13 protein-coding genes are annotated in these 22,106 nt (G+C 61.2%); 12 read left to right on the top strand and 1 reads right to left on the bottom strand.

The window, feature by feature from the left end; translation table 11 throughout:
- Positions 1-63 precede the first annotated feature (63 nt).
- The 8 genes from ACSEXW_RS01640 (at position 64) to ACSEXW_RS01605 (ending at position 17,817) form a co-directional block, all read left to right on the top strand.
- The gene (locus ACSEXW_RS01640) at positions 64-1,740 is read left to right on the top strand and encodes an extracellular solute-binding protein (protein ID WP_438444338.1); all 1,677 of its coding nucleotides are present in this window, start codon (positions 64-66) and stop codon (positions 1,738-1,740) included.
- 77 nt (positions 1,741-1,817) lie between these two features.
- Positions 1,818-3,605: a hypothetical protein gene (locus tag ACSEXW_RS01635; RefSeq protein WP_438444337.1), complete on the top strand. Its 1,788-nt coding sequence runs from the start codon at positions 1,818-1,820 to the stop codon at positions 3,603-3,605.
- 58 nt (positions 3,606-3,663) lie between these two features.
- Positions 3,664-8,532, top strand: coding sequence for an Ig-like domain-containing protein (locus ACSEXW_RS01630; RefSeq protein WP_438444336.1), 4,869 nt, complete (start codon positions 3,664-3,666; stop codon positions 8,530-8,532).
- Positions 8,533-8,547: 15 nt separating this feature from the next.
- Positions 8,548-10,239 carry an S-layer homology domain-containing protein gene (locus ACSEXW_RS01625; protein ID WP_438444335.1) on the top strand — a complete coding sequence of 564 codons (1,692 nt, stop codon included), beginning with the start codon at positions 8,548-8,550 and terminating at the stop codon, positions 10,237-10,239.
- A 477-nt stretch (positions 10,240-10,716) separates the two neighbouring features.
- Complete coding sequence (locus tag ACSEXW_RS01620; RefSeq protein WP_438444334.1) at positions 10,717-13,389, top strand: valine--tRNA ligase; 2,673 nt, start codon at positions 10,717-10,719, stop codon at positions 13,387-13,389.
- A complete protein-coding gene (locus ACSEXW_RS01615; protein ID WP_438444333.1) occupies positions 13,386-14,774 on the top strand; it encodes a bifunctional folylpolyglutamate synthase/dihydrofolate synthase in 1,389 nt (462 codons plus the stop codon). Before ACSEXW_RS01620 ends, ACSEXW_RS01615 begins: the two co-directional genes overlap by 4 nt.
- 6 nt (positions 14,775-14,780) lie before the next feature.
- The gene (gene murC, locus ACSEXW_RS01610) at positions 14,781-16,166 is read left to right on the top strand and encodes a UDP-N-acetylmuramate--L-alanine ligase (RefSeq protein ID WP_438444332.1); all 1,386 of its coding nucleotides are present in this window, start codon (positions 14,781-14,783) and stop codon (positions 16,164-16,166) included.
- A 187-nt stretch (positions 16,167-16,353) separates the two neighbouring features.
- Entirely contained in the window at positions 16,354-17,817 is a 1,464-nt protein-coding gene (locus tag ACSEXW_RS01605) for an SPOR domain-containing protein (RefSeq protein WP_438444331.1), read from the top strand.
- Between the two features lie 58 nt (positions 17,818-17,875).
- Here ACSEXW_RS01605 and ACSEXW_RS01600 read toward each other — a convergent pair whose 3' ends face one another.
- Entirely contained in the window at positions 17,876-19,165 is a 1,290-nt protein-coding gene (locus ACSEXW_RS01600) for an N-acetylmuramoyl-L-alanine amidase (RefSeq protein ID WP_438444330.1), read from the bottom strand.
- Positions 19,166-19,332: 167 nt separating this feature from the next.
- Here ACSEXW_RS01600 and ACSEXW_RS01595 point away from each other — a divergent pair, with 167 nt between their 5' ends.
- The 4 genes from ACSEXW_RS01595 (at position 19,333) to ACSEXW_RS01580 (ending at position 22,088) form a co-directional block, all read left to right on the top strand.
- The gene (locus ACSEXW_RS01595; RefSeq protein ID WP_438444329.1) at positions 19,333-19,575 is read left to right on the top strand and encodes a DUF4321 domain-containing protein; all 243 of its coding nucleotides are present in this window, start codon (positions 19,333-19,335) and stop codon (positions 19,573-19,575) included.
- Positions 19,576-19,598: 23 nt separating this feature from the next.
- Positions 19,599-20,210, top strand: a complete 612-nt coding sequence (locus ACSEXW_RS01590; RefSeq protein WP_438444328.1) for a Maf family protein — start codon at positions 19,599-19,601, stop codon at positions 20,208-20,210.
- A 62-nt stretch (positions 20,211-20,272) separates the two neighbouring features.
- Positions 20,273-20,962: a RadC family protein gene (gene radC, locus ACSEXW_RS01585; RefSeq protein ID WP_438444327.1), complete on the top strand. Its 690-nt coding sequence runs from the start codon at positions 20,273-20,275 to the stop codon at positions 20,960-20,962.
- 85 nt (positions 20,963-21,047) lie between these two features.
- On the top strand, positions 21,048-22,088 hold the full coding sequence (locus ACSEXW_RS01580; protein ID WP_438444326.1) for a rod shape-determining protein: 1,041 nt from the start codon (positions 21,048-21,050) through the stop codon (positions 22,086-22,088).
- Positions 22,089-22,106 lie beyond the last annotated feature (18 nt).

Genomic DNA, 22,106 nt, shown 5'->3' with positions numbered 1-22,106 from the left:
GTGCGATTGCAATTCCTGTGCAGTACAATCAAAGCTGGGATAAATCAGGGAGGTCAGTGAACCATGGCAAATCAGAAGTGGGTCAAAAGATCGGTTCTCGCAGCATCCGTCACCGCATTAGCCCTTACTGCCGCAGCCTGCGGCAGCGACAAAGAGGATGCCTCCAAGTCGTCCCCCTCGGCCTCGGCCGGCGGCAGCGTGGCATCCGCAGCCCCCGCCAAGCGGGGCAGCATCACCGTGTCCCTGTATGACCGCGGCACCGTTCCGGCGGAGGAAGGCACGATGGACAACAACCGTTGGACCAAGTGGGTCAACGAGAACGGACCGAACGAGGTCAAATACATCACGGTCCCGCGTTTTGAGTCCCTTCAGAAATTCAATGTGCTGTTCGCCTCCGGCTCTGCGCCGGATTTGATCTTCGAATATGACACCGCTTACCAGGGCCAGCTCTACAACCAGAAGCAGCTGATGCCCCTGGACGATCTGATCGCCAAGAACAGCAAGGAATACAAGGCCATGCTGGAGAAGTACCCGACGCTCAAGAAGGCCGGAACCATGGATGACGGCAAAATGTATCTGGTCGGCCGCGCCCTCGACGTGAACCCCCAGCACTACCTGTTCATCCGCAACGACTGGCTGAAGAAGCTGAATCTGAAGGCTCCGACCACGCCGGAAGAGCTGATGGCCGTCGCCAAGGCCTTCACCGAGCAGGATCCGGACGGCAACGGCAAGGCGGACACCCAAGGCGTGGGCTTGAGCTTCGTGGCCGGCATTGTCCTGAACCATATGTACGGCACCGGGTTCACTCTGTTCGGCACCGACCAGGTCCCGTGGATTCTGGAGAACGACAAGGTCACCCATAACTGGGACCGCATCAAGGCGGCCATCCAGTTCCAGAAGGATCTGTATGATGCCGGCGTCGCCGACAAGGACTTCGTCACCGATAAGAACGGCGAGAAGCAGAAGCAGGCTTGGATCACCGGCAAGCTGGGCATCTACGGCGGCAACGGTGCCGACCTGGCCACCTATGAAGCGCTGAAGAAAAATGTGCCGGATGCGGAGGCGGTGCCGATTGCGCTGCCCAAGACCCCATTCGGGCAGTTCAGCCCGCTGCTGTCCAACCCGATTCAGATGACCGGCATGGTCAACCGCGGCGCGAAGGATCCGGAAGCGGTCATGCGACAGATCGACTTCATGTCCAGTGAGAAATTCACCAAGACCATCGAGTTCGGCATCGAGGGCCAGCACTACAAGCCGACGGCCAACGGCTGCGCCGAAGCCATCGATCCGGCCAAGAACAAGAAGGAGCGGGACTACAACCGCGACATGAACATGCTCCAGCCGATCGTGGGCAAGTGCTACGGCTTGGACAACAAGGTCAGCCCGACTCCGACGGAGAAGTCGATGGGCGACATCGTGAAGATGGCCAAATCCATCTACATGAACCCGAGCACGCCAATGGTCGGCATCACCCAGAAGGCATATCTGCCGAACCTGCCGCAGGATCTGGCCACCATCAATACCAATGCCAACAAGACCATTCTCGACGCGGCCAACAAAGCAATCGTCAGCGGCAAGTCCTACACAGTCGACCAATTCATCACCGACTCCAAGTCGGTGTGGGAGAAGGCGGGCGGCACCAAGGTGGACGATTTCTACGCCCAATGGTACGACAAGAACAAAGGCACCGCGATCCTGATGGCGGACATCTACAAAATGGCGGCAGCCCAGCAGAAATAACAGCATGAAGGAGCAGCGGGAGGCGGACCTGACAAGGGACGCCTTCCCTTCTATCCGGACAGACGGAGGGACTTGAATTGAATGCGAATCACGCAGTGATAGAGGCCATGGAACGCAGCTTCAACGCGGCCGCCGCGGAGGCGGTGCTGGAGATGGGCTTGGTCCGGTACGACAGGCCGGGCCATACCCGGCAGATGGCCCATATGGCATACTGCCATGAAGGGCGCTACTCCGCCGGGTATTATGCCTTCGGCACGCTGCTGGGGAAGCTGGACCATGCGGAAGGTTTGAAGATCCTGGAGGCGCTGGAGGCGCTTCAGATCGCCGACCCGGACCACCCCCAGTACGGAGGCTTCCTCTGGTACCGGGAGGAGCGGGAGATCCAGGACTCCAACGCGGCCTTCTTCATCCTGATGCCGCTGGTGACGGTCCGGCTCTGCCGGCCGGACGCCTTCCCCTCAGAGCATCTGGAGCGGATCGACCGGATGCTCTCCCGCGCCGTCGTATGGTTCAGCCATGAGTGCAGGGAGCCGCAGATCTATTATCCGAACAAAATCCTGAGCGACGGCGCCATGCTGCTGGCTGTGGCCGTCTTCTCGAAGGATGAGAAGTACATCCGGGAGGCCGTCAGCTTCTTCGAGCGCTGGGAAGATTATACGGAACGGCGGGGCTGGGGCTGGGGCGAGAACATCAGCCTGGTGTACCAGAGCGTCATGATGAACGCCCTGCGGATCGCCGTCCGGGCTCTCGAGGGACGGTTCCCGGAGCTGGCCGGCAAGCTGTGCGCCCGGATGGAGGAGCTGAAGCGCCTGCTCCGGTTCCACAACGGGGAGGAGTTCGTCCCCACTATCCGGAGCTATAACTTCCAGGGCGAGACCGTACGCAAGAGCACGCTCTGGGCTATAGCGGGAGTCAGCAGCTTCGAGGAATACCGGGAGCATGTGTTCAACCTGAACGATCTGGTGGGCCTTCTGCTTTTCGAGGAGGAGCTGGAGAGGGCCATGACGCCAATGGAGGCGCCGCAGGTCCCCCGAACCTTGGTGGAGAAGGTCTTCGACCAATCCTGGTCTACCAGCTGGATCGGAGAAAGTCTGCGGGTGGGCAGCATCAACCGCTTCCCGATCCTTCCCGGCTGCTACCAGTGGCCGACCTGGGGCTTGGGCTGGCAATCCTTCCCCGTCAGCTTCAGCGTCAGGGAGCATCAGGTCTCCCACCTGCGCTGGTTCGTGGACAACGGGGAAGGGGTTCGGACCCACCCGATGGAGAATTACCATGTCGGGTATCTGAAGCCCGCTCTATTCCTGGAGCCTATCTACCCGGACGTGCGGACGAGAAGCAGCCAGTCCGGAGCGCTTCTGCTGGTGGTCCGCAGCATGGACCGGCTGAACAACCGGGTGGCGGAGCTGGCGGATGAGTGGGTGGTTCCCCGATTCGGGGGCGAAGTGCTGACCCTGACGACGGAAGCGGGGACCAGGACGTGGACGGTGCTCCGGTACCCTCATGCGGCGGTGGCCATCACGGCCTTGTCCGGGATTGCGGCCGGCGGGGAGGAACGGACGGCCGTACCGCTGGAGGTGGTGAAGGAGGCCGACCGCATCCGGATCCGGCAGGTGCTCTACCGGGGCAGCGATGGACATCTGCAGTGCCGGAGGGTGGAGGCCGCTTGGGCGGTGGCCGGCGTAGACCGGGGAATGTCCCTGGAAGAGCTGCAGGCTTATCTGGATACCTTGACCATCGATGACCGGACCGTCGTGGACCGGGAGGTCCCCCGGACACCGGACGCCATGCCGAGGCGCTGCTCCATACTCGTCCACGGTGTGGAGGAAGCGGTGCTGGTTGCGGATCCTTACGACACCCTCGCCTAAGCGGGGGTTGTCGCAAGGCGATTCCACATTCGAATCCATAAGATGAGGTGAATTGAAGTTGAGAAACGCGTTATGGATCAAGAAAATTGTATGCGCTTTCTTATGCATGGCCATCGTGCTGGGGGGATTCGCCCCTCTGTCCGTCTGGAAGGCTCCTTCCGCGTCGGCAGCCGGCGACGTGCTGGCGGACACCTTCGACAATACGGCCTTGGGAGCCAAGCCCGCCGGCTGGAGTATCGCTCCTCCGGCCGGAGTCTCGGTGGCCGTAGCGGAGGCGGACGGTCATCCGGGCCGGGTTCTGTCCTATGTGCAGAGCGCCAAGACCGCTTCGAGCTATTCCATCAAGCGAACCTTCACGAATACCTCCGCCAAAGCGGTCCTGACGTATCAGGTCCGTGCGGAGCAGAACAACCAGGTTATCTATCTGCCTAATCTTCAGTCCGGTACCGTCTCGATGGTACAGCTGGCATTGTACAACGGCAAGTTCGCTTACAAGAAGAAGGGCTCCAGCAGCTGGACCGAGCTGGATGCTTATTCGGCGGGAGCTTGGTATGACGTGAGAGTGGCGTTGGACTCCGACGCCCAAGTCTACGATCTGTACATCAATAACGTTCAGAAGCTGAGCCAAGAGCCTTACTTGGCCCAGGCCGGTCCCGTGACTGCTTTTAGCTTCGGGTTCTTTAAGGACAACGTCGGGGCCGCGTACTTCGATGAGTTCCACGTGTCCTCCTACAAGGCGGTGGAGGGGATTGCGTTTGCCAACCCGGAGTATGAGATGGCGGCCGGAACCACCCAGAACATTCCGCTTGTCTTCACTCCGACCAATGCCACCAATCAGAACGCCTCTTGGAGCTCCAGTAATCCGGCGGTCATGACGGTGAACGACAAAGGCGTGGTTACGGCGGTGTCGCCGGGTACGGCCACCTTAACCGCCACCTCCGCCGAAGGAGCGAAGACGGCAAGCACCACGGTACGCGTGTTCGAGGTCCCCATCACGGGAATCGCCCTGGATCCGGTGGCCTCTCCCTTGCCGGAGGGCTCCCGCTTGCTGCTCCAGGCGCACGTGAGTCCGGATCATACCACCGACCCCGCCGTTACCTGGAGCACGGACAATCCGGCGGTGGCTACCGTGGACCGGTATGGAGAGGTGACGGCAGTCGCTCCCGGACCGGTGAAGGTCACCGCTGCCAACAAGGACGGCACCATCAAGGGAGAAACGACGGTTACCGTAACCACACGCTCCGTGCAGCACCGCCTCTATGTGTCGCTGAGCGGCTCGGATACCAATCCGGGCACCGAGCAGGCACCCTTCCGCACCATGGCCAAGGCGCAGGAGGCTGTCCGAGCCTTGAATGCCGGCATGACCGGAGATATCGAGGTGTTTCTGCGGGGAGGAACCTACACTCTGCAGGGGCCGTTGGAATTCACACAGGCGGACTCCGGCATGAACGGATATTTCGTCACCTACAAAAGCTACCCGGGCGAGGAGGCCGTGTTGAGCGGCGGGAAGAAGATCACCGGGTGGACGTTGTATGATGCGGCCAAAGGCATCTACAAAGCGGACGTCGGCACGTCCCTGGCAACCCGGCAGCTCTTCGTGGACGGCATCCGTGCCGTTCGCGCGTCCAGCACCGGAGGATTGACCAATCCGGATAAGACGGCTTCCGGCTATGTCTCGGATGACACGGCCCTTGCCGGCTATGCCCATCCGGAGGAGCTGGAGCTGGTGTATAACGACCTGTGGACCAACTCCAGGGTCGGGGTGCAATCCGCGTCCGTGGCCGGCGGCCGGCTGCAGCTGACTCTAGACCAGCCCGCTTGGGATGCCGTCAAATCGCGCGGCCTGACCAGCGCCACCGTACCGGTGACGTATGAGAACGCTTACGAGCTCTTGGACCAGCAGGGCGAGTGGTACCTGGACCGCAGTGCGGGCGTGCTCTATTACAAGCCCCGCGCTTGGGAGAATATGAGCACGGCCGAGGTCATCGCCCCCGTCCTGGAGCGGCTGATGAATATCAACGGCGCTTCCGCCGACCAGCCGGTGCGCAACCTACAATTCGAAGGCCTCCATTTTACGCATACCACGTGGATGTTCCCCAGCACCGAATGGGGCTTGTCCGACGCCCAGAACAACCATCTGCGCTATCCGGGCTCGCCGGACCATCTGCCGGATGCGGCGGTTATGATCAGCTACGCGAATACGGTGAATTTTGAGCGGAACGATTTTTCGAAGCTGGGCATCACGGGAATCCGGATGGACGCGGGCACGCAGAACAGCCTGATCCGGGGGAACCGGTTCTATGACATCTCCGGCGGGGCCGTGAATGTGGGCCAGCCCATGACGAACGATCCGGAGAACTACAACCCGTCGGATCACCGGAGAATCATGAAGAATAACGACGTAGTGAACAACCTGATCCACGACATCGGGGTCGACTACAAGTCGGCAGCAGCCATCTCCGGCGGCTTCCCCGAATATATGGACATCAGCCACAACGAGATCTACAGCATTCCTTACAGCGGAACTCACCTGGGGTACGGGTGGACCAAGGTGTTCGACAACGTGCTGCGCAACGTGAAGATCGAGAATAACCTGATCTACGATCTGATGGGCATGGGTATCCGGGACGGTGGAGCCATCTACAGCCTCGGTATGACCGGAGGATCCGCGGGCAACAAAAACCTGGTGCGGGGCAACTACATCCGCAACCAGATGGATGACAGCGCCGTGCTCTACACGGACGAGGGCTCCACGGATTGGAGATTCGAGAAGAATGTCATCGACCTGAAGGGAACGCCTCCTTGGCACGGTACCATGAAGTGGGCTCAGGCGTGGGCGGCCACGATCCACAACAACGAATTCGTCAACAACTATACGACGACGGAACGCTATGTCGACAACGGCTACAACAACACCTGGGCCAATAACGTAACGTTCCCGGACGCGAGTTGGCCTGCGGAAGCTCAAGCCATCATCGCGCAATCGGGCATCGAGAGCGGCTATGCGGATATCGGCAGCACGGATGTGCGGCGGTGGAAGGCGGATGCCCTCGATCTGGCCGTCGGAGGCGCCGGACGGGTTCCGCTTCACGCAGCAGACGGCAAGGACGGCACTCAGAGCCTGGCCGCCGGCAGGATCTATTACGAATCGGCCGACCCCTCCATTGCAACCGTAGCGGCGGACGGTACCGTAACGGGTCTTGCGACGGGCAGCACGAAGATTAAGGCGAGCATCATCAACAACGGAATCCTGCGCACGGTGGAGGCTCCCGTGACCATCGGCGATACGCTTGCGGAGCTCAGCATCGTCGGAACCGTCGGCAAGAATGCCGCTTACCGGGAGGGGACCTCCGCCACGCTGCAGATTACCGGCAAGACGGTATTCGGCAGCAGCGTGCCGGTCGATCACGTGACGTTCCTCTCCTCCGATCCCGATGTGGCAAGCGTGACGCCGGATGGTGTCCTGACCGCCCATCATAGCGGGGATGCGGTTCTGACCCTGATGAGCGAGAAGCTCGGAGTCCCCGTAGAATCCCGTTACAAGATCCGGGTCTGGGCGTACGGAGAGGTCGAGGACTATACGCTCCGGGACGAAATCCGCGATATGTCGAACTGGTATGTATACCCCTCCTCGCAGACTCTGCAGGGAGATGCCTCCTCCATCACGATCCCGACTCCCAACAGCGGGCATGCCATCTATCAGGGACGGCAGTTCCAGAATGAAATGGTTGAGTTCGACATGACCATCAACGGAACCACCAGCTGGTATGCCGTCATGTTCGGCAAGCAAAGTCCCACCGCCGGCTACACCGCCGATAACAACTATGTGCTGGTCGTAAGCTCCGGCGGCATCGAGCTGCACCGCTTCAATTACGGTCCCCGGACGGTCATCTACGGCAACCTCCAAGGGTACACAAGCCTGGCAGGGGGGGCAATTCCGAATACCATGCTGCCCTTCAACCAGAAGAAGCGGGTACAGCTGGGCACCTTCGAGGAAGCGGCAGGCGTCCGGATCATCGTGAAGGTGGAAGGACAAGAGATCATGAACTTCCTGGACACGACGGACGGGAAGCTTCGCGGTCCCGGCTATCTGGGAGTCATCGCCAGAACGGGCAGTGTGACCTTGTCGGAGCCGGTGCCGCAGAAGAGCATGAAGCTGACCGGTCCCGCCAGCATCAACGGAGGCGAGGAGCTTGTCCTGACCTATGGCTTCCAAAATGTGACGGGCAGCGTGTATGCCCAATCCGCCATCGTGAACTATAATCCCGGCCACCTGGAGTATATCGGCGCTGAATCTCTGGTAAACCATGCGACGGTCGTAGGCTCTACCTACGGCTACGGTCAAATGAAGCTCACGGAGGTCGGTCTTGGAGCGGCCATGACCGGTTCGGATGATCTGGTGCGGCTGCGTTTCAGAGCGTTACCGGTAAATCAGACCGTTGCGTCCTCCGTTTACTTGTCGGATGCCCAGGTGGCGGACGGGAATGGCGTCGTTACCCCGATCGGGGCGGGAGCCGACTATTCCATAACGATTCGCAGCTTCGATAAGACCACGCTGATCCAGAAGATTGCCGAGGCTCAATCTGCTCTGGATAGCGCACAGATCATCGACACCTTGTGGGGCCACTACCGGCAGGACCCGGTGACCGCCCTGCGCAGCGCCGTCTCTGCAGCCCAAGCCAGCCTGAGCGGGATCGGCAGCCAGGCGGAGCTGAATCAGGCGGTGGATACCTTGAACCAGAGCTTGGCCGTCTTCCGGGCTTCCGTGAATACGACCCGGACCCTCGGTGACTTGGCCGTCATGGGCCGCAGCTACCGGGCAACGGCCGCATCCCCGGGATGGGACGCGGTGTACGTCTATGATCTGAACGGGGACGGCGTGCTGGATATCGCCGATATCACCGCCTTCGCCTGGGAAATGAACTAAAAAGGAGAATACCGGATGAACCGAAAACTTCGAATCCTAGGTCTGCTATGGATTCTATGCATCTCCCTTCTGCCCGTCCAAGTCTATGCCGCCTCCGCCCCCGTTCTTTCCCTCCGGTCGGAGGGAGGATCGGTCAAGGTGGACGATACCGTAACCGTGACGGTAGCGGCCCGGAACCTGACGGGATTGTATGGCAATGAAGTTCAGGTCGCATACGATGCGAACCTGCTGCAAGTTGTGAGCGTGAAGCATGAGATTCCCGGCGGCAACCCCATCACCCTACAGGCGGTGGGCCTCGTGACGATGGCCAACTTCTTCGTGGGCAAATCTGCAGGACTGTCCGGCGACCAGACCCTGTATACCCTAACCTTCCGCGCCAAGGCCCAAGGGGAAGCGGCCGTTGTCATCTCTTCCATGAAGCTGATCGGTACCGGCGCAGTGGCGATGCAGGGAACGGTCGGCAGCGGCAGCTCCGTTAAGATAACCGCGAAGGATACATCCGCCAACCCCAACCCAGGCTCCTCTTCGGGGACGTCCTCCTCCGCTCCGCCCAGCTCATCTCCCGGGCTTTCCGCCTCGTCGGCGCTGGTTGCGGACGCCGTAACGGGGAGCGACGGCGTGGCTGTGGCCCGGGTCGAGCCCGCCCAGCTTGCCGGCTATCTGGAAACGGCCTCCGCCCGGACACCGGTCATCGAAGTGAAGGCCGCTTCGGCCCAAGAGCTGAAGATCGTCCTTCCGGCCGGGCCGCTCCAGGCGGTCCAGGAAGGCAAGCGAATCACGGTAAGAACGGGAATCGCCTCGTTTACGCTGGCTCCCTCGCTGGTGAAAGCCTCCCAATCCGGCGATGAGCTGGTGCTGGAGATCGCCAGGGAGAATGCGGGAAATCTGCCGGAGGTGCTCCGCCGGCGCCTCGGCTCCGATGCTCCGGTTTACGACTTCAGCTTGAGCTTGAACGGCCGGACTATCTCCGTATTCCGGGGAGAGGAGGTAACGGTGGAGATCCCGTATACGCTTCGTGCCGGCGAGAATCCCCATCAAGTCGTCCTCTGGCATATCTCCGATGAGGGAGGGCTGGAGTCCGTCAAAACCGGCAAGTATGATCCTGCGACGGGCATGGCGGTATTCAAGCCGAAGCATTTCAGCCGGTACGCCGTTTCCTACCGCGATGTCGGCTTCCAGGACCTGAAGGACCATGCATGGGCGCAGGACGCCATTCTGCGGCTGGCGGCACTGGACGTGCTGCATGGCACCGGAAGCGGACGCTTTACCCCAGAAGGTCAAGTGACGAGGGCGGAATTCGTCACCATGCTGGTTCAGGCCTTCGGGCTTCAGGATCCCTCCGCACGGACGGACCTGCAGGATGTGAAGGAGGGGGCATGGTATTATCCGGCGGTGGCCAGCGCAGAGAAGATGGGAATCGTGAAGGGAATCGGCACCGACCGCTTCGGGGTTGACGAGCCGGTCAACCGGCAGGATATGGCAGTGCTCATCCATCGTACCGTGCTGTCCCAAGGCGGAGTCTTCGAGGCAGTGAAGGCGCCTGCCGCCTTCGCAGATCGTTCCAGGATCGCAGAATATGCCCTCCCATCCGTAGAAGCCATGCAGCGGGCGGGGATCCTCGAAGGAAAGGACCAAGGGGTATTCGCCCCCGCAGAGTACGCAACCCGAGCGGAAGCGGCCGTGCTGATCGGGCGGCTGCTTCGCTAAGCGAACCTGCTTTTCGTTCTGGTTTGTCCCGCAGGTATAAAAAGCCTTCTTCCCGGCCATCCTGTCAGGAAGAGGCTTGTCCCGCAAAAAGATTGACTCACCTGCGGTGCTCGTATATCATATAGTATATAAATTTTTGCCAGAAGCTTGGATGGGGAGTAGTAGCCGAAGTGCCCTTGCCAGAGAGCGGAGCCGCAGTGGCTGGAAGGTTCCGCAGGGATTGCACGCCGGTCGAAGTCGCCCCGGAGCTGCGGATTGGAGAGGGAGCCGTACCGGTTCATGAGGAACAGGGCCGCTCCGCGTACAATCAGCCGGCAGGCGGCCGTTATCCGCTTGGAGCGCCGACGTCTTTGCCGCCGATATGCGGCAGGGCCCGGAATGAAGGTGGTACCACGGAAGCAGAGCCTTTCGTCCTTTGGGATGAAGGGCTTTTTTTGTTGGTCAAGAAGAGAGAAACGACAATTGGAGGGAAATACGATGACGGACCAGCTCGACACAAAACCGGCGAACGGCATGCCGACGACTTACGATCCGAAGGATACCGAAGCCAAGTGGTATGCGTATTGGAAGGAGCAAGGCTATTTCCAGGCCGGCAAACGCACGGACAAGGACACTTATACCATCGTCATTCCGCCGCCGAACGTAACGGGGATGCTGCACATCGGCCACGCCCTGGACTTCACGCTGCAGGACATCCTGATCCGGATGAAGCGGATGCAGGGCTTCGACGCATTGTGGCTGCCGGGCTCCGACCATGCGGGCATCGCCACGCAGACCAAGGTGGAGCAGAAGCTGCGCGAGGAGGGCGTCACCCGGTATGATCTGGGGCGCGAGAAATTCCTTGGCAAGGTGTGGGAGTGGAAGGAGCACTACAACGGCATCATCCGCGACCAATGGGCCAAGATGGGCTTGTCCCTGGACTATTCCCGGGAACGGTTTACCTTGGACGAAGGGCTGTCCAAAGCGGTTCGAGAGGTGTTCGTCAAGCTGTACGAGAAGGGCCTGATCTACCGGGGCAAGCGGATCATCAACTGGGACCCGGCGGCCCGGACGGCGCTGTCCGATATCGAGGTTGAATATAAGGAAGTGCAGGGCGCGCTCTATCACCTGCGGTATCCGTTGAAGGACGGAAGCGGCAGCATCACCGTCGCCACCACCCGTCCGGAGACCATGCTGGGCGATACGGCCGTTGCGGTACATCCGAAGGATGAACGCTACAAGAATATGATCGGCAAGATGCTGGTGCTGCCGATCATCGGGCGGGAGATTCCGGTCATCGCCGATGAGTATGTCGATAAGGAGTTCGGCAGCGGCGCCGTGAAGATCACCCCGGCCCATGACCCGAACGACTTCGAGGTCGGCACCCGCCATGACCTGCCGCAGATCCTCGTGATGAACGAGTCCGGCGTCATGAACGAGAATGCCGGCAAGTACCAGGGCATGGACCGGTTCGAGTGCCGCAAGGCCATCGTGGCGGACATGAAGGAGTCGGGCGTGCTGCTCAAGATTGAGGAGCACGTGCACCAGGTCGGCCACAGCGAGCGCAGCGGCGCCGTCGTCGAGCCGTACCTGTCCACCCAATGGTTCGTCGCCATGAAGCCGTTGGCCGAGAAGGCCATTGATTCGCAGAAGTCCGGGACGGGCGTAACCTTCGTACCGGACCGGTTCGAGAAGATCTATCTCAACTGGATCGAGAATGTCCGCGACTGGTGCATCTCCCGCCAGCTGTGGTGGGGACACCGGATTCCCGCCTACTACTGCGAAGCCTGCGGCGAGCTGCACGTATCCCGTGACGCCGTTTCGGCCTGCGCCAAGTGCGGAAGCGGCAGCATCCGCCAGGATGAGGACGTGCTGGACACCTGGTTCAGCTCCGCCCTCTGGCCGTTCTCCACGCTGGGCTGGCCGGAGAAGACCGCCGATCTGGAGCGCTACTACCCGACGAACGTACTGGTAACCGGCTACGATATCATCTACTTCTGGGTGGCTCGGATGATCTTCACCGCCCTGGAGTTTACGGGACAGATTCCGTTCAAGGACGTGCTGATCCACGGTCTGGTCCGCGATGCGGAAGGCCGCAAGATGTCCAAGTCTCTGGGCAACGGCGTCGATCCGCTGGACGTTATCGAGCAGTACGGCGCCGACGCCATGCGCTTCATGATCTCCACGGGCAGCACGCCCGGACAGGATCTGCGCTTCCGCTTCGAGAAGGTGGAGCAGGCCCGCAACTTCGCCAACAAGATCTGGAACGCTTCCCGCTTTGCACTCATGAACCTGGAGGGCGTTACGGCCTCCGACGTGCATCTGGACCGCAAGCTCGGAACGGCGGACCGCTGGATTCTGCACCGCCTGAACGAGACCGTCCGCGACGTGACCCGCCTTATGGACTCGTACGAGTTCGGGGAGACCGGCCGACTCTTGTACAATTTCATCTGGGACGATCTGTGCGACTGGTACATCGAGTTCGCCAAGCTCTCCTTGTACGGCACCGACACGGAGCAAAAAAACAGCACCCAGGCCGTTCTCGGCTATGTGCTGGACCGGACGCAACGGCTCATCCACCCGTTCATGCCTTTCATCAGCGAAGAGATCTGGCAGCATCTGCCGCATGAAGGGGAGACCATCACGCTGGCCGAATGGCCGGTCTATGACGCCAAGCTGGAAGCGCCGGACGCCGTAGGCGAGATGAGCCTCCTGATGGACATCATCCGGACCGTGCGCAATATCCGCGCCGAAGTGAACGTGCCGATGAGCAAGAAGGTCGAGCTGCTCGTGAAGCCGGCGGACGAAGCGGCAAACGCCGTACTCTCCCGCAACGAGGAGTACTTGAAGCGGTTCTGCGGCACCTCGCTGCTGGAGATCAACCCGGCGCTTGCCGCCCCGAACAAAGCGATGACCGGCGTGGTTACCGGCGCCGAGCTGTATTTGCCGCTGGCGGGCCTGATCGATATCGCCCAGGAAATCGCCCGTCTAGAGAAGGAAGTCCAGTCCCTGAACGGCGAAGTGGAGCGGATCGAGAAGAAGCTGGGCAATGAGGGCTTCGTCGCGAAGGCCCCGGCGCGGGTCATCGACGAAGAGAAGGCGAAGCTGGCCGACTATGCGTCCAAGCGGGAGGTCGTGCTGGGCCGCCTGCAGGAGCTGAAAGAGGGATGAGTTCCATGAGCGAGGACCAAGTGCAGACGGCGGATCACGGGCTTGCGGACTACGCCGCCGCCGTGGAATGGATCACCGGGCTGGTGGCTTTTGGGATCCGTCCGGGCCTGAAGCGGATGGAGCTGATGATGGAGCGCCTCGGTCATCCGGAGCGCCGGCTGAAGTTCATCCACGTGGCGGGCACCAACGGCAAGGGCTCCACCTGCGCGTATTTGACCCGGGTGCTGGTGCAGAACGGCTATGATACGGGTACGTTCACCTCGCCTTACATTGAGAAGTATACGAACCGCATCCAATACAACGGCCGCGACATTCCGGAGGAGGACCTCCTCCGGCTGTCCCGCCGGCTGAAGCCGCTGGTGGAGGAGATCGCCGCAACCGAGCTGGGCTCGCCCACCATGTTCGAGGTGTCGACGGTATTGGCGCTCCTGTATTTTGCCACGGTGTCGTATCCGGATTATGTGGTCTGGGAGACCGGCCTCGGCGGACGACTCGATTCCACCAATGTCGTGACACCGGTCTTGTCCATCATCACCAATGTGGGCCACGACCATATGGAGATCCTGGGGGACACGCTGGGGCAGGTAGCGGCGGAGAAGGCCGGCATCATCAAGGCCGGCGTCCCTGTGATCACGGCGGTGGAGCAGCCTGAGGTGCTGGCGGTCATCGAGCAGGCCGCCAAGGCGAAGAACGCCTCCTTGTACGCCATGGGACGGCAGTTCCGGTTCGAGCCGGTATCCGAGTCGGTGGGCCGTCAGGCGTTCCGATGGGAGGGGCCGTTCCGGAGCTACGAGGACATGGCGGTGGGCCTGAACGGGTACCATCAATTGAAGAATGCCTCCGTGGCCCTGATGGCGCTGGAGGTGCTCCGGCAGTATAATGCGCTGGTGCTGGAGGACGAGGACGTCCAGGCCGGCTTCGTATCGGCCAAATGGCCGGGGCGGCTGGAGCTGGTCAGCGAAGCGCCCCGGGTGCTGCTGGACGGCGCCCATAATCCGGAGGGAGCGGAGACGCTGGCACAGGCCCTCCGGGGCGATACATTCCGGCGGAACAAGCTCCACTTTATGATGGGGATGCTCTCGACCAAGAATCATACAGGCTATCTCAGGCATATACTGCCATTAGTGGATACGCTTATCCTGACGGAGCCCGATGTTCCGAAGAAGCAGGATGCCGGCTCCCTGGCGGAGCTGGTCCGTTCCCTGCTGCCCGAAGCGGGGGTCTCCCCGGAGATCGTCGTGGAGCGGGACTGGAAGAAGGCGCTCAGCTTGCTGATCGACAAGACGGGGCCGGAGGATTTGGCCGTGGTCTCCGGAACGCTGTATCTGATATCCGACGTACGGACATGGATGATCTACAAAACCGATTCAGAAAAAGGTTGGTGAGCTGGCGTGAACACTTCGGAACACGTTCATTTTATAGGTATCGGCGGTTATGGAATGAGCGCCATAGCCAAGGTCATGCTGGAGATGGGATTCCGTGTATCGGGGTCGGATCTGGCGGCGCAGGAGCTGACGGAGAAGCTGGCGGCCAAGGGCGCCAACGTCTTCATCGGGCATGAAGCGGAGCATGTGAAGGGAGCCGATCTGGTCGTCTATTCGACGGCCCTCTCCAAGGACAATGTGGAGATGAAGCGGGCGGAGGAGCTCAACATTCCGATTATCCACCGCTCCCAGATGCTGGCGCGTCTCTTGAATACCAAGAAGGGCATTGCAGTGGCCGGCGCCCACGGCAAAACGACTACCTCGTCCATGATCTCGCTCGTGATGGAGAAGAGCGGGGTGGACCCCACCTACATCATCGGCGGGGAGATCATCAACCTGGGCAGCAACGCCAAGGCGGGCAAGAGCGACTACGTCGTGGCCGAGGCTGACGAAAGCGACGGCACCTTCCTGCAGTATTACCCGTATCTGGGGGTCGTCACCAATATCGAGGCGGATCACCTGGAGCATTACGACGGGGACTTCGGCAAGCTGAAGCAAGCCTATGTCCAGTTCCTGAGCCAGGTGAAGCCGGAGGGCAAAGCGATCCTGTGTGCGGATGACGAGCACCTGGCAGGCATGCTGCCGGAGCTGAAGTGCGAGGCCGTTACGTATGGCTTGGGCGATACGGCGGAGTATAAGGCGGTGGAGCTGGAGCTGGGCGACCGGAAGGTGCAGTTCACCGTCGAGCGACGCGGCCAGACATTGGGCACCATCAAGCTGTCCGTACCGGGCAAGCATAATGTGTACAATGCGTTGGCCACGCTGATCGTCTGTCTGGAATCAGGGCTCACCTTCGATCAGGTGGCGGAGGCCATCACCGAGTTCCGGGGCGCCAAGCGGCGGTTCCAGGTTCTGGGTGAGGTCAACGACATCCTCGTCATCGATGACTATGCCCACCACCCGACGGAGATCGAAGCGACCGTCAGCGCGGCGAAGGCGACAGGCAAACGGATCGTGGCCGTCTTCCAGCCTCAGCGGTATACCCGGACGTTCTTCCTGTTGGACCAGTTCAGCCGGGCCTTCCCGGAGGCGGACGAGGTCATCCTGACGGACATCTACAGTCCGGCCGGGGAGAAGCAGATCGAAGGCATCAGCTCCGCCCGCTTGTCCGAGCTGATCCGGGCGAACAGCAATCCGAATGTCCGGCATATGCCGACGAAGGATGAGGTGTTCGACTATCTGCAAGCGACGGTGAAGAGCGGCGATCTGGTCATCACCATGGGCGCCGGCGACATCTGGAAAGTGGCGGACCGTTTGGCCAAGGAGCTGCGGAGCCGTTACGGCGAAGAATAGAATAGACCCGCAGTAGACAGCCTTCCGTCAGGAAGCGTCCGGAGCTTGCACCGGCGCGCCTGCGGGAGGCTTTTTTGGCGGCGTAGGCTGGTCCGGGTGAAATTCCATGTTGTCCAAATTTCTATCATAATCGTGTCCGCCTTCTCATAGGATGGAGTATAGATGAGTGGACAAGGAGCGATTGGGCATGAATAAAGCCAGGATCACCTATCGGTTCGACCCCGACCGGGAACGGGAGAGAGAGTGGGAGCGGGAGCGTGGAGAAGGGCAGGGTCGAAGCGGCCGCGAAGAGAACGGCAGGGTCATTCCGCTCTATCAGGAGGAATACCGGGTGATGGAGGAGCAGGGGAACGAGCGCCAGGAGCTGCATCAGGCTTCCCCCGAGCCGCCGCACCGGTCCGACCGTGAAAGCGGCAGCCCTATTCGGGACTATCAGAGCTTGAATCAATATACGACGGATTATGGGGCATGGAGCAGCCCCTTCGACGCCGAGACCCAACGGATCGAGAGCCTGATCCGGGAGTCCAACGAGCGGGAGGGCCGCCGGCCGGCTGGTGAGCCCCCGGCGTCCTACGGGGAGCATTCCGGCCGCTTGGCCCCGGAATACGGGGAGCGTCTGCCGGATCATGAGCCCCGAGGCCGGGGCCGCGAGCCGGAGCCCCGCTATAGCGGCTCCACCGGCTACTACCCGATGCCGGAGCAGGGCTACGGCGAGTACCGGGACGAGCGCTACGACGGCCCCATCGTGACGGGACCAAGGTACGTGCGCCACACTCGTCCGCCGTGGCTGAAGATCTCCGCAGCCGTTGCGGGAGCGGCCGTTACCGGCGTGCTGCTGGGCTTCTTCGCCCTGTCGCTCTTCAGCGGCGCGGATTCGTCCGACAAGGTGTCGGATCCCACTCCGGCGGCAGCCGACAGCCAGACCGTGGTGCCGGTGTCGGGCAGCGTGCAGGGGACGGCGGACGCCACCAAGAACGCCGCCAGCGGAGGCACCGCCGTCTCCGCCGCTTCAGGCAAGGAGGTGGCCATGGCCTACGCGGGCCGGACATACTCCGTCCTGCAGCACGGGACCTTCGGGGCGCAGCAGGGAGCGGACCAGGTGAAGAATGACCTGGTGAAGAAGGGGCTGGCCGCCGCCACCGAGCAGGCGGATAAATTCTACGTCTTCGCCGGCATGGCCACGGACAAAGAAAGCGCTACGGCTCTCTCCCAGCGGTTGAAGGATTCCGGCAAGCTGACGGATATCTACGTGAAGGCTTATACGGTCCCAGCCGTCAGCAAGGTGCACTGGAACGGCAGCGCAGCCACGCTGAAGTCCTATCTGGAGCAGTCCGACAAGCTGCTGCAGACCATCAGCCTGCTGACGGTTCTGAACCTGGACAGCGCCCAGCCGGGTCCCATCGAGGCTTCCACCCTGCAGTCCTTGAGCACGGCCCACACGGCCTGGTCCCCGTTGTCCAACACCGTGGCGCAGGAGGCGGGCGATGCGAACAAAGCGTTGGTCCAGCGGATGAACAATGCCATGAACTCGGCCAAGACCTCCCTCGACGAGTATAAGAAGAACCCCTCCGCCGCCATGCTCTGGCAGGCTCAGACTTACACCATGCAGTTCGTCATTGCGGAGAAGGAGCTGCTTACGCGGATACAATAAACGACAAAGGACCGTTGCGCCCCCTAGAGGGCCAACGGTCCTTTGTCGCATCATTCGCTTAGTGCAGCATGCGGCTCAGCAGCATGCTCATCTCGGCGCGGGTGATGGGCCGCTCCGGAGCGAAGGTATCAGCGGTGTCGCCGCTGATGATCCCCTTCGACTTCAGCCGGTTGATCGCAGCCGCCGACCACAAGCCGGAGGGGACGTCCCGGAACACGGGCGTGCCCGCTTTTTGGCTGCTGCCCGGATAGATGATCCGGTCGATGACGGCAGCGGCTTCTCCCCGGGTCAGAGTCCCCTCGGGCCGGACGGTGCCGTCCGGATAGCCCTCCAGCACCTTGCGGTTCAACGCTCCCGTCATGATGGAGGAAGCCCAATAGGACGAAGGCAGATCGGACGGCCGGACGGCTGAAGCCGGCGTACATACGGACGTGCCGCCGCCATACGTGCTGCCGGTAACGGAGCTTCCGCCGGACGCCGAGCCGTTGCAAGCCGCCCCGCCGCTCAGATCCAGCCTGAACATCCGGTCCAGCATGACGACGAACTCGGCACGCTTCAGCGGCCGGTCCGGATAGAACCGCCCGTTCTCGCCCTTGACGATGCCCTTGTCCTTCAGCTCTTGAATGGCGGGATTGGCCCAGTGGCGGAGGGGCACGTCCGGATAGGCTCCGGGCTCGGTCCGCTCGGCGGGGAGATATTCGCTGATCCCTTCCGCCAGCCCTAAGGCCACGCTGCTCCGGAAGCCGTCATCCGCAAGCAGGGCCGCATCCGACGGGTTGGAGAGAAAGGCAGTCTCCACCAATGCGCTGGGTACCGAGCCCATCCGGGCCACATAGACGGCGGAGGGGACGAGCCCCTTGTCCACGGTGCCCGCTCGGTTCACCATGTTGTCCTGCAACGCCTGCGCCAGCTTCTTGCTCTCCGGCGTCAGCGCGGTCATGGCATCGCTGGCGGGATAATCCGACTGGGGATAATCCTTGTCGTAGTAGAGCACCATGCTGCCGCGGGTTCTGGAGTCCTTGTACGAATTGGCATGAACGGATACGAACAGGCTCGGCATGATCCGGTCCGTAAATTCCACGCGCTGAGCCAAGGTCAGCCCGGCATCCGTCTCGCGGGTCATGATGACCTCATACCCCCGCTTGACCAGCTCCTCCCGAAGCTTCAAAGCTATGTCCAGATTCACATCCTTCTCTTGAAGGCCGTTGACTCCGATGGCGCCGGGGTCCGATCCCCCATGTCCGGGATCCAAGACCACCTTAGTCGCGGCATAGGCGCCTGCGGGCTCCGCAGCCAGCAAGATGGCTGCAAGCAGTCCGCTAAGTATGTTTTTCGCTGTCGATCGCATCCGGTAACCCTCCCTATTCTATTGTACAAGGTTAGGACCCGGGAGTAAGCAGGAAAAGAGGACCATTTCTAGCTCCGTTCCATAGACTTGCTGCCATTTTTTATATAGAATAGAAAGATCATGACCGGACTGACGGATTCTAACGATGGAGTGGTCGATCTCTACCTATGAAGAAAAATACGTTCACGCTGATTGTCTTCATCCTCTTGGGCCTACTGGCAGGGAGCATCGTCTCACAGCTGCTCTCATCCGTCGAGGAGGTCTCCTTTCTGACCAAATCCACTGCCATTGAATGGCATCCGAAGGCAGATTTACAAATTTTGAAGTATGATTTGTATTTTCAGGTTAAACTAAATCTCATCAGTCTGATAGGGTTGGTTTGCGCCATCTGGATTTACCGCAAACTTTAATAATGGAAGGAAGATACGAGAGCATGACTGCACCATCTGGGGTAACTCTGGTATTGGCCTCGTCCTCGCCCCGCAGGCAGGAGCTGATACGCTCCCTCATGCTGCCCGCCGTCATTCGAGCCAGCGATGCGGATGAATCCGTCGAGGAAGGGATGGCGCCGGCCGCCATCGTGGAGGAGCTCTCCGTCCGGAAGGCCCGCGCAGTGGCGGACCGGCTGGCGGAAGAAGGGCAAGACCCCGGCCGCCGCATCGTGATCGGCTCCGACACCATCGTCGTGCTCGACGGGGAAGTATTGGGCAAGCCCGCGGACAAGGAAGACGCCGAAGGGATGCTTCGCCGTCTCCAGGGACGGGAGCATCAGGTATACAGCGGGGTGGCCTGCCTGGACCCGGCGAACGGCCAGCTGCTGGTCCGCCACCGGATGACCCGAGTGCATATGAAGCCGCTCCGGCCGGAACAGATCACCCGGTATGTGGAGACCGGGGAGCCTATGGACAAGGCCGGCTCCTACGCCATTCAGGGACTGGGCGCCACCATCGTGGACGAGATCGAAGGCGATTATTTCAATGTGGTCGGACTTCCCTTATCCCTGCTTGCCGCCATGCTGTCGGACATGGGTATCGAAGTTCTGTAGCGAGGTGGACTTCCCGGTGGGAGGTCCCCATATACTTGGTAGAGGGAATCAGGGGGAATCACATGGAATCGCCTTCTTATATGCTGCGCGATATCCCGGAGGAGGAGCGGCCGCGGGAGCGGATGGCCCGTCAAGGCGCCGGCGCCTTAAGCAGCGCCGAGCTCTTGGCCATCCTGCTGCGGACCGGGACGGTGGCCGAATCGGCGGTCCGGCTGGCGGAGCGGATTCTACGGGAATCCGGCAGCCTGCGGAGCTTGACCGATATGCGCCTGGAGCAGTTGACCGCCATCAAGGGCGTTGGTCCCGCGAAGGCGCTGCAGATCCAGGCCGGCATCGAGCTGGGCCGCAGGCTGGCCCGGAGCTCAGCCGAGGAACGTCCCGTCATCCGTTCGCCGCACGACGCGGCGGACCTCCTGATGGAGGAGCTTCGCTACTTGAACAAGGAGCACTTCGTCTGCCTGTTCCTGAATACGAAGAACCATGTGATCGGAAGGGAGACCATTTCCGTTGGCAGCTTAAGCGCAACCGTGGTGCATCCCCGTGAGGTTTTCCGTTCCGCCATCCAACGGAGCAGCGCCTCCATCATCTGCGCGCACAACCATCCGAGCGGGGATCCGACGCCGAGCCCCGAGGATGTGGAGCTGACCGCCAGGCTGGCGGAGGCCGGCGAGATCATCGGCATCGAGGTGCTGGACCATCTGATCATCGGCGACCGGAAATTTGTAAGTTTGAAGGAAAAAGGCCTCATGTAATATAATAAGAGTTGCGTCAAATTCCGGGTGTTCCAGACAAAGAACAAGACGAAACTTCAGGATGGTTGAGAAGGGAGAGCATACCATGTTTGGCGGTTTTACAAAAGATTTGGGTATTGATTTGGGTACGGCGAATACCCTTGTGTATGTCAAGGGCAAGGGGATCGTCGTCCGGGAACCATCCGTTGTCGCACAGCGAACCGATACGAGCAACAAGGCCATTGTAGCCGTCGGCGACTCCGCCAAGAAGATGATCGGCCGTACGCCGGGCAACATCCGCGCCGTACGCCCCATGAAGGACGGAGTTATTGCGGATTTCGAAACGACGGCTACCATGATTAAATATTTCATCCGCCAGGCGCAGAAGCAGCGCATGCTGTTCCCGCGCCATCCGAACGTGATGGTGTGCGTGCCGTCGGGCATTACGGCCGTGGAGAAGCGCGCGGTGGAGGACGCCACCAAGCAGGCGGGGGCCCGTGAGGCGTATACCATCGAGGAGCCGTTCGCGGCGGCCATCGGTGCCGATCTCCCCGTTTGGGAGCCTACCGGCAGCATGGTGGTGGATATCGGAGGCGGCACTACGGAGGTAGCCGTCATCTCTCTGGGCGGCATCGTGACGTGCCGGTCCATCCGGATCGCCGGCGATGAGATGGATGAAGCCATCACCCAGTACATCAAGCGCATGTACAATCTGGCCATCGGCGAGCGGACGGCCGAACAGATGAAGATGGAGATCGGCTCCGCCCTGAACGGCGACAAGCCCGAGCTCATGGAGATCCGCGGACGCGACTTGGTCAGCGGGCTGCCCAAGACGATCGCGGTCTCCTCCACCGAGGTGACGGATGCCTTGGCGGACACGGTGAACAGCATTGTGGACGCGGTGAAGGTCACGCTGGAGAAGTGCCCGCCGGAGCTGGCGGCCGACATTATGGACCGGGGCATCGTGCTGACGGGCGGAGGCGGACTGCTCCGCAATCTTGACAAGCTTCTGTCCCGCGAGACCGGCATGCCGGTTCTGGTGGCGGAGAACCCGCTGGACTGTGTCGCTATCGGTACGGGCCGCGCCTTGGAGAATATCCATCTGTTCAAAACCCGTTCGGGGCCGGCCCAGCGCTCCAGACGCTAGGCGGCGTATTGCGGGCTG

Origin of the sequence: Oryzibacillus soli, assembly GCF_051594765.1 — a bacterium.
Taxonomy (GTDB): domain Bacteria; phylum Bacillota; class Bacilli; order Paenibacillales; family NBRC-103111; genus Paenibacillus_AR.
The sequence above is the reverse complement of the archived record's forward strand: the minus strand, read 5'-3'. Positions and strand labels throughout refer to the sequence as shown.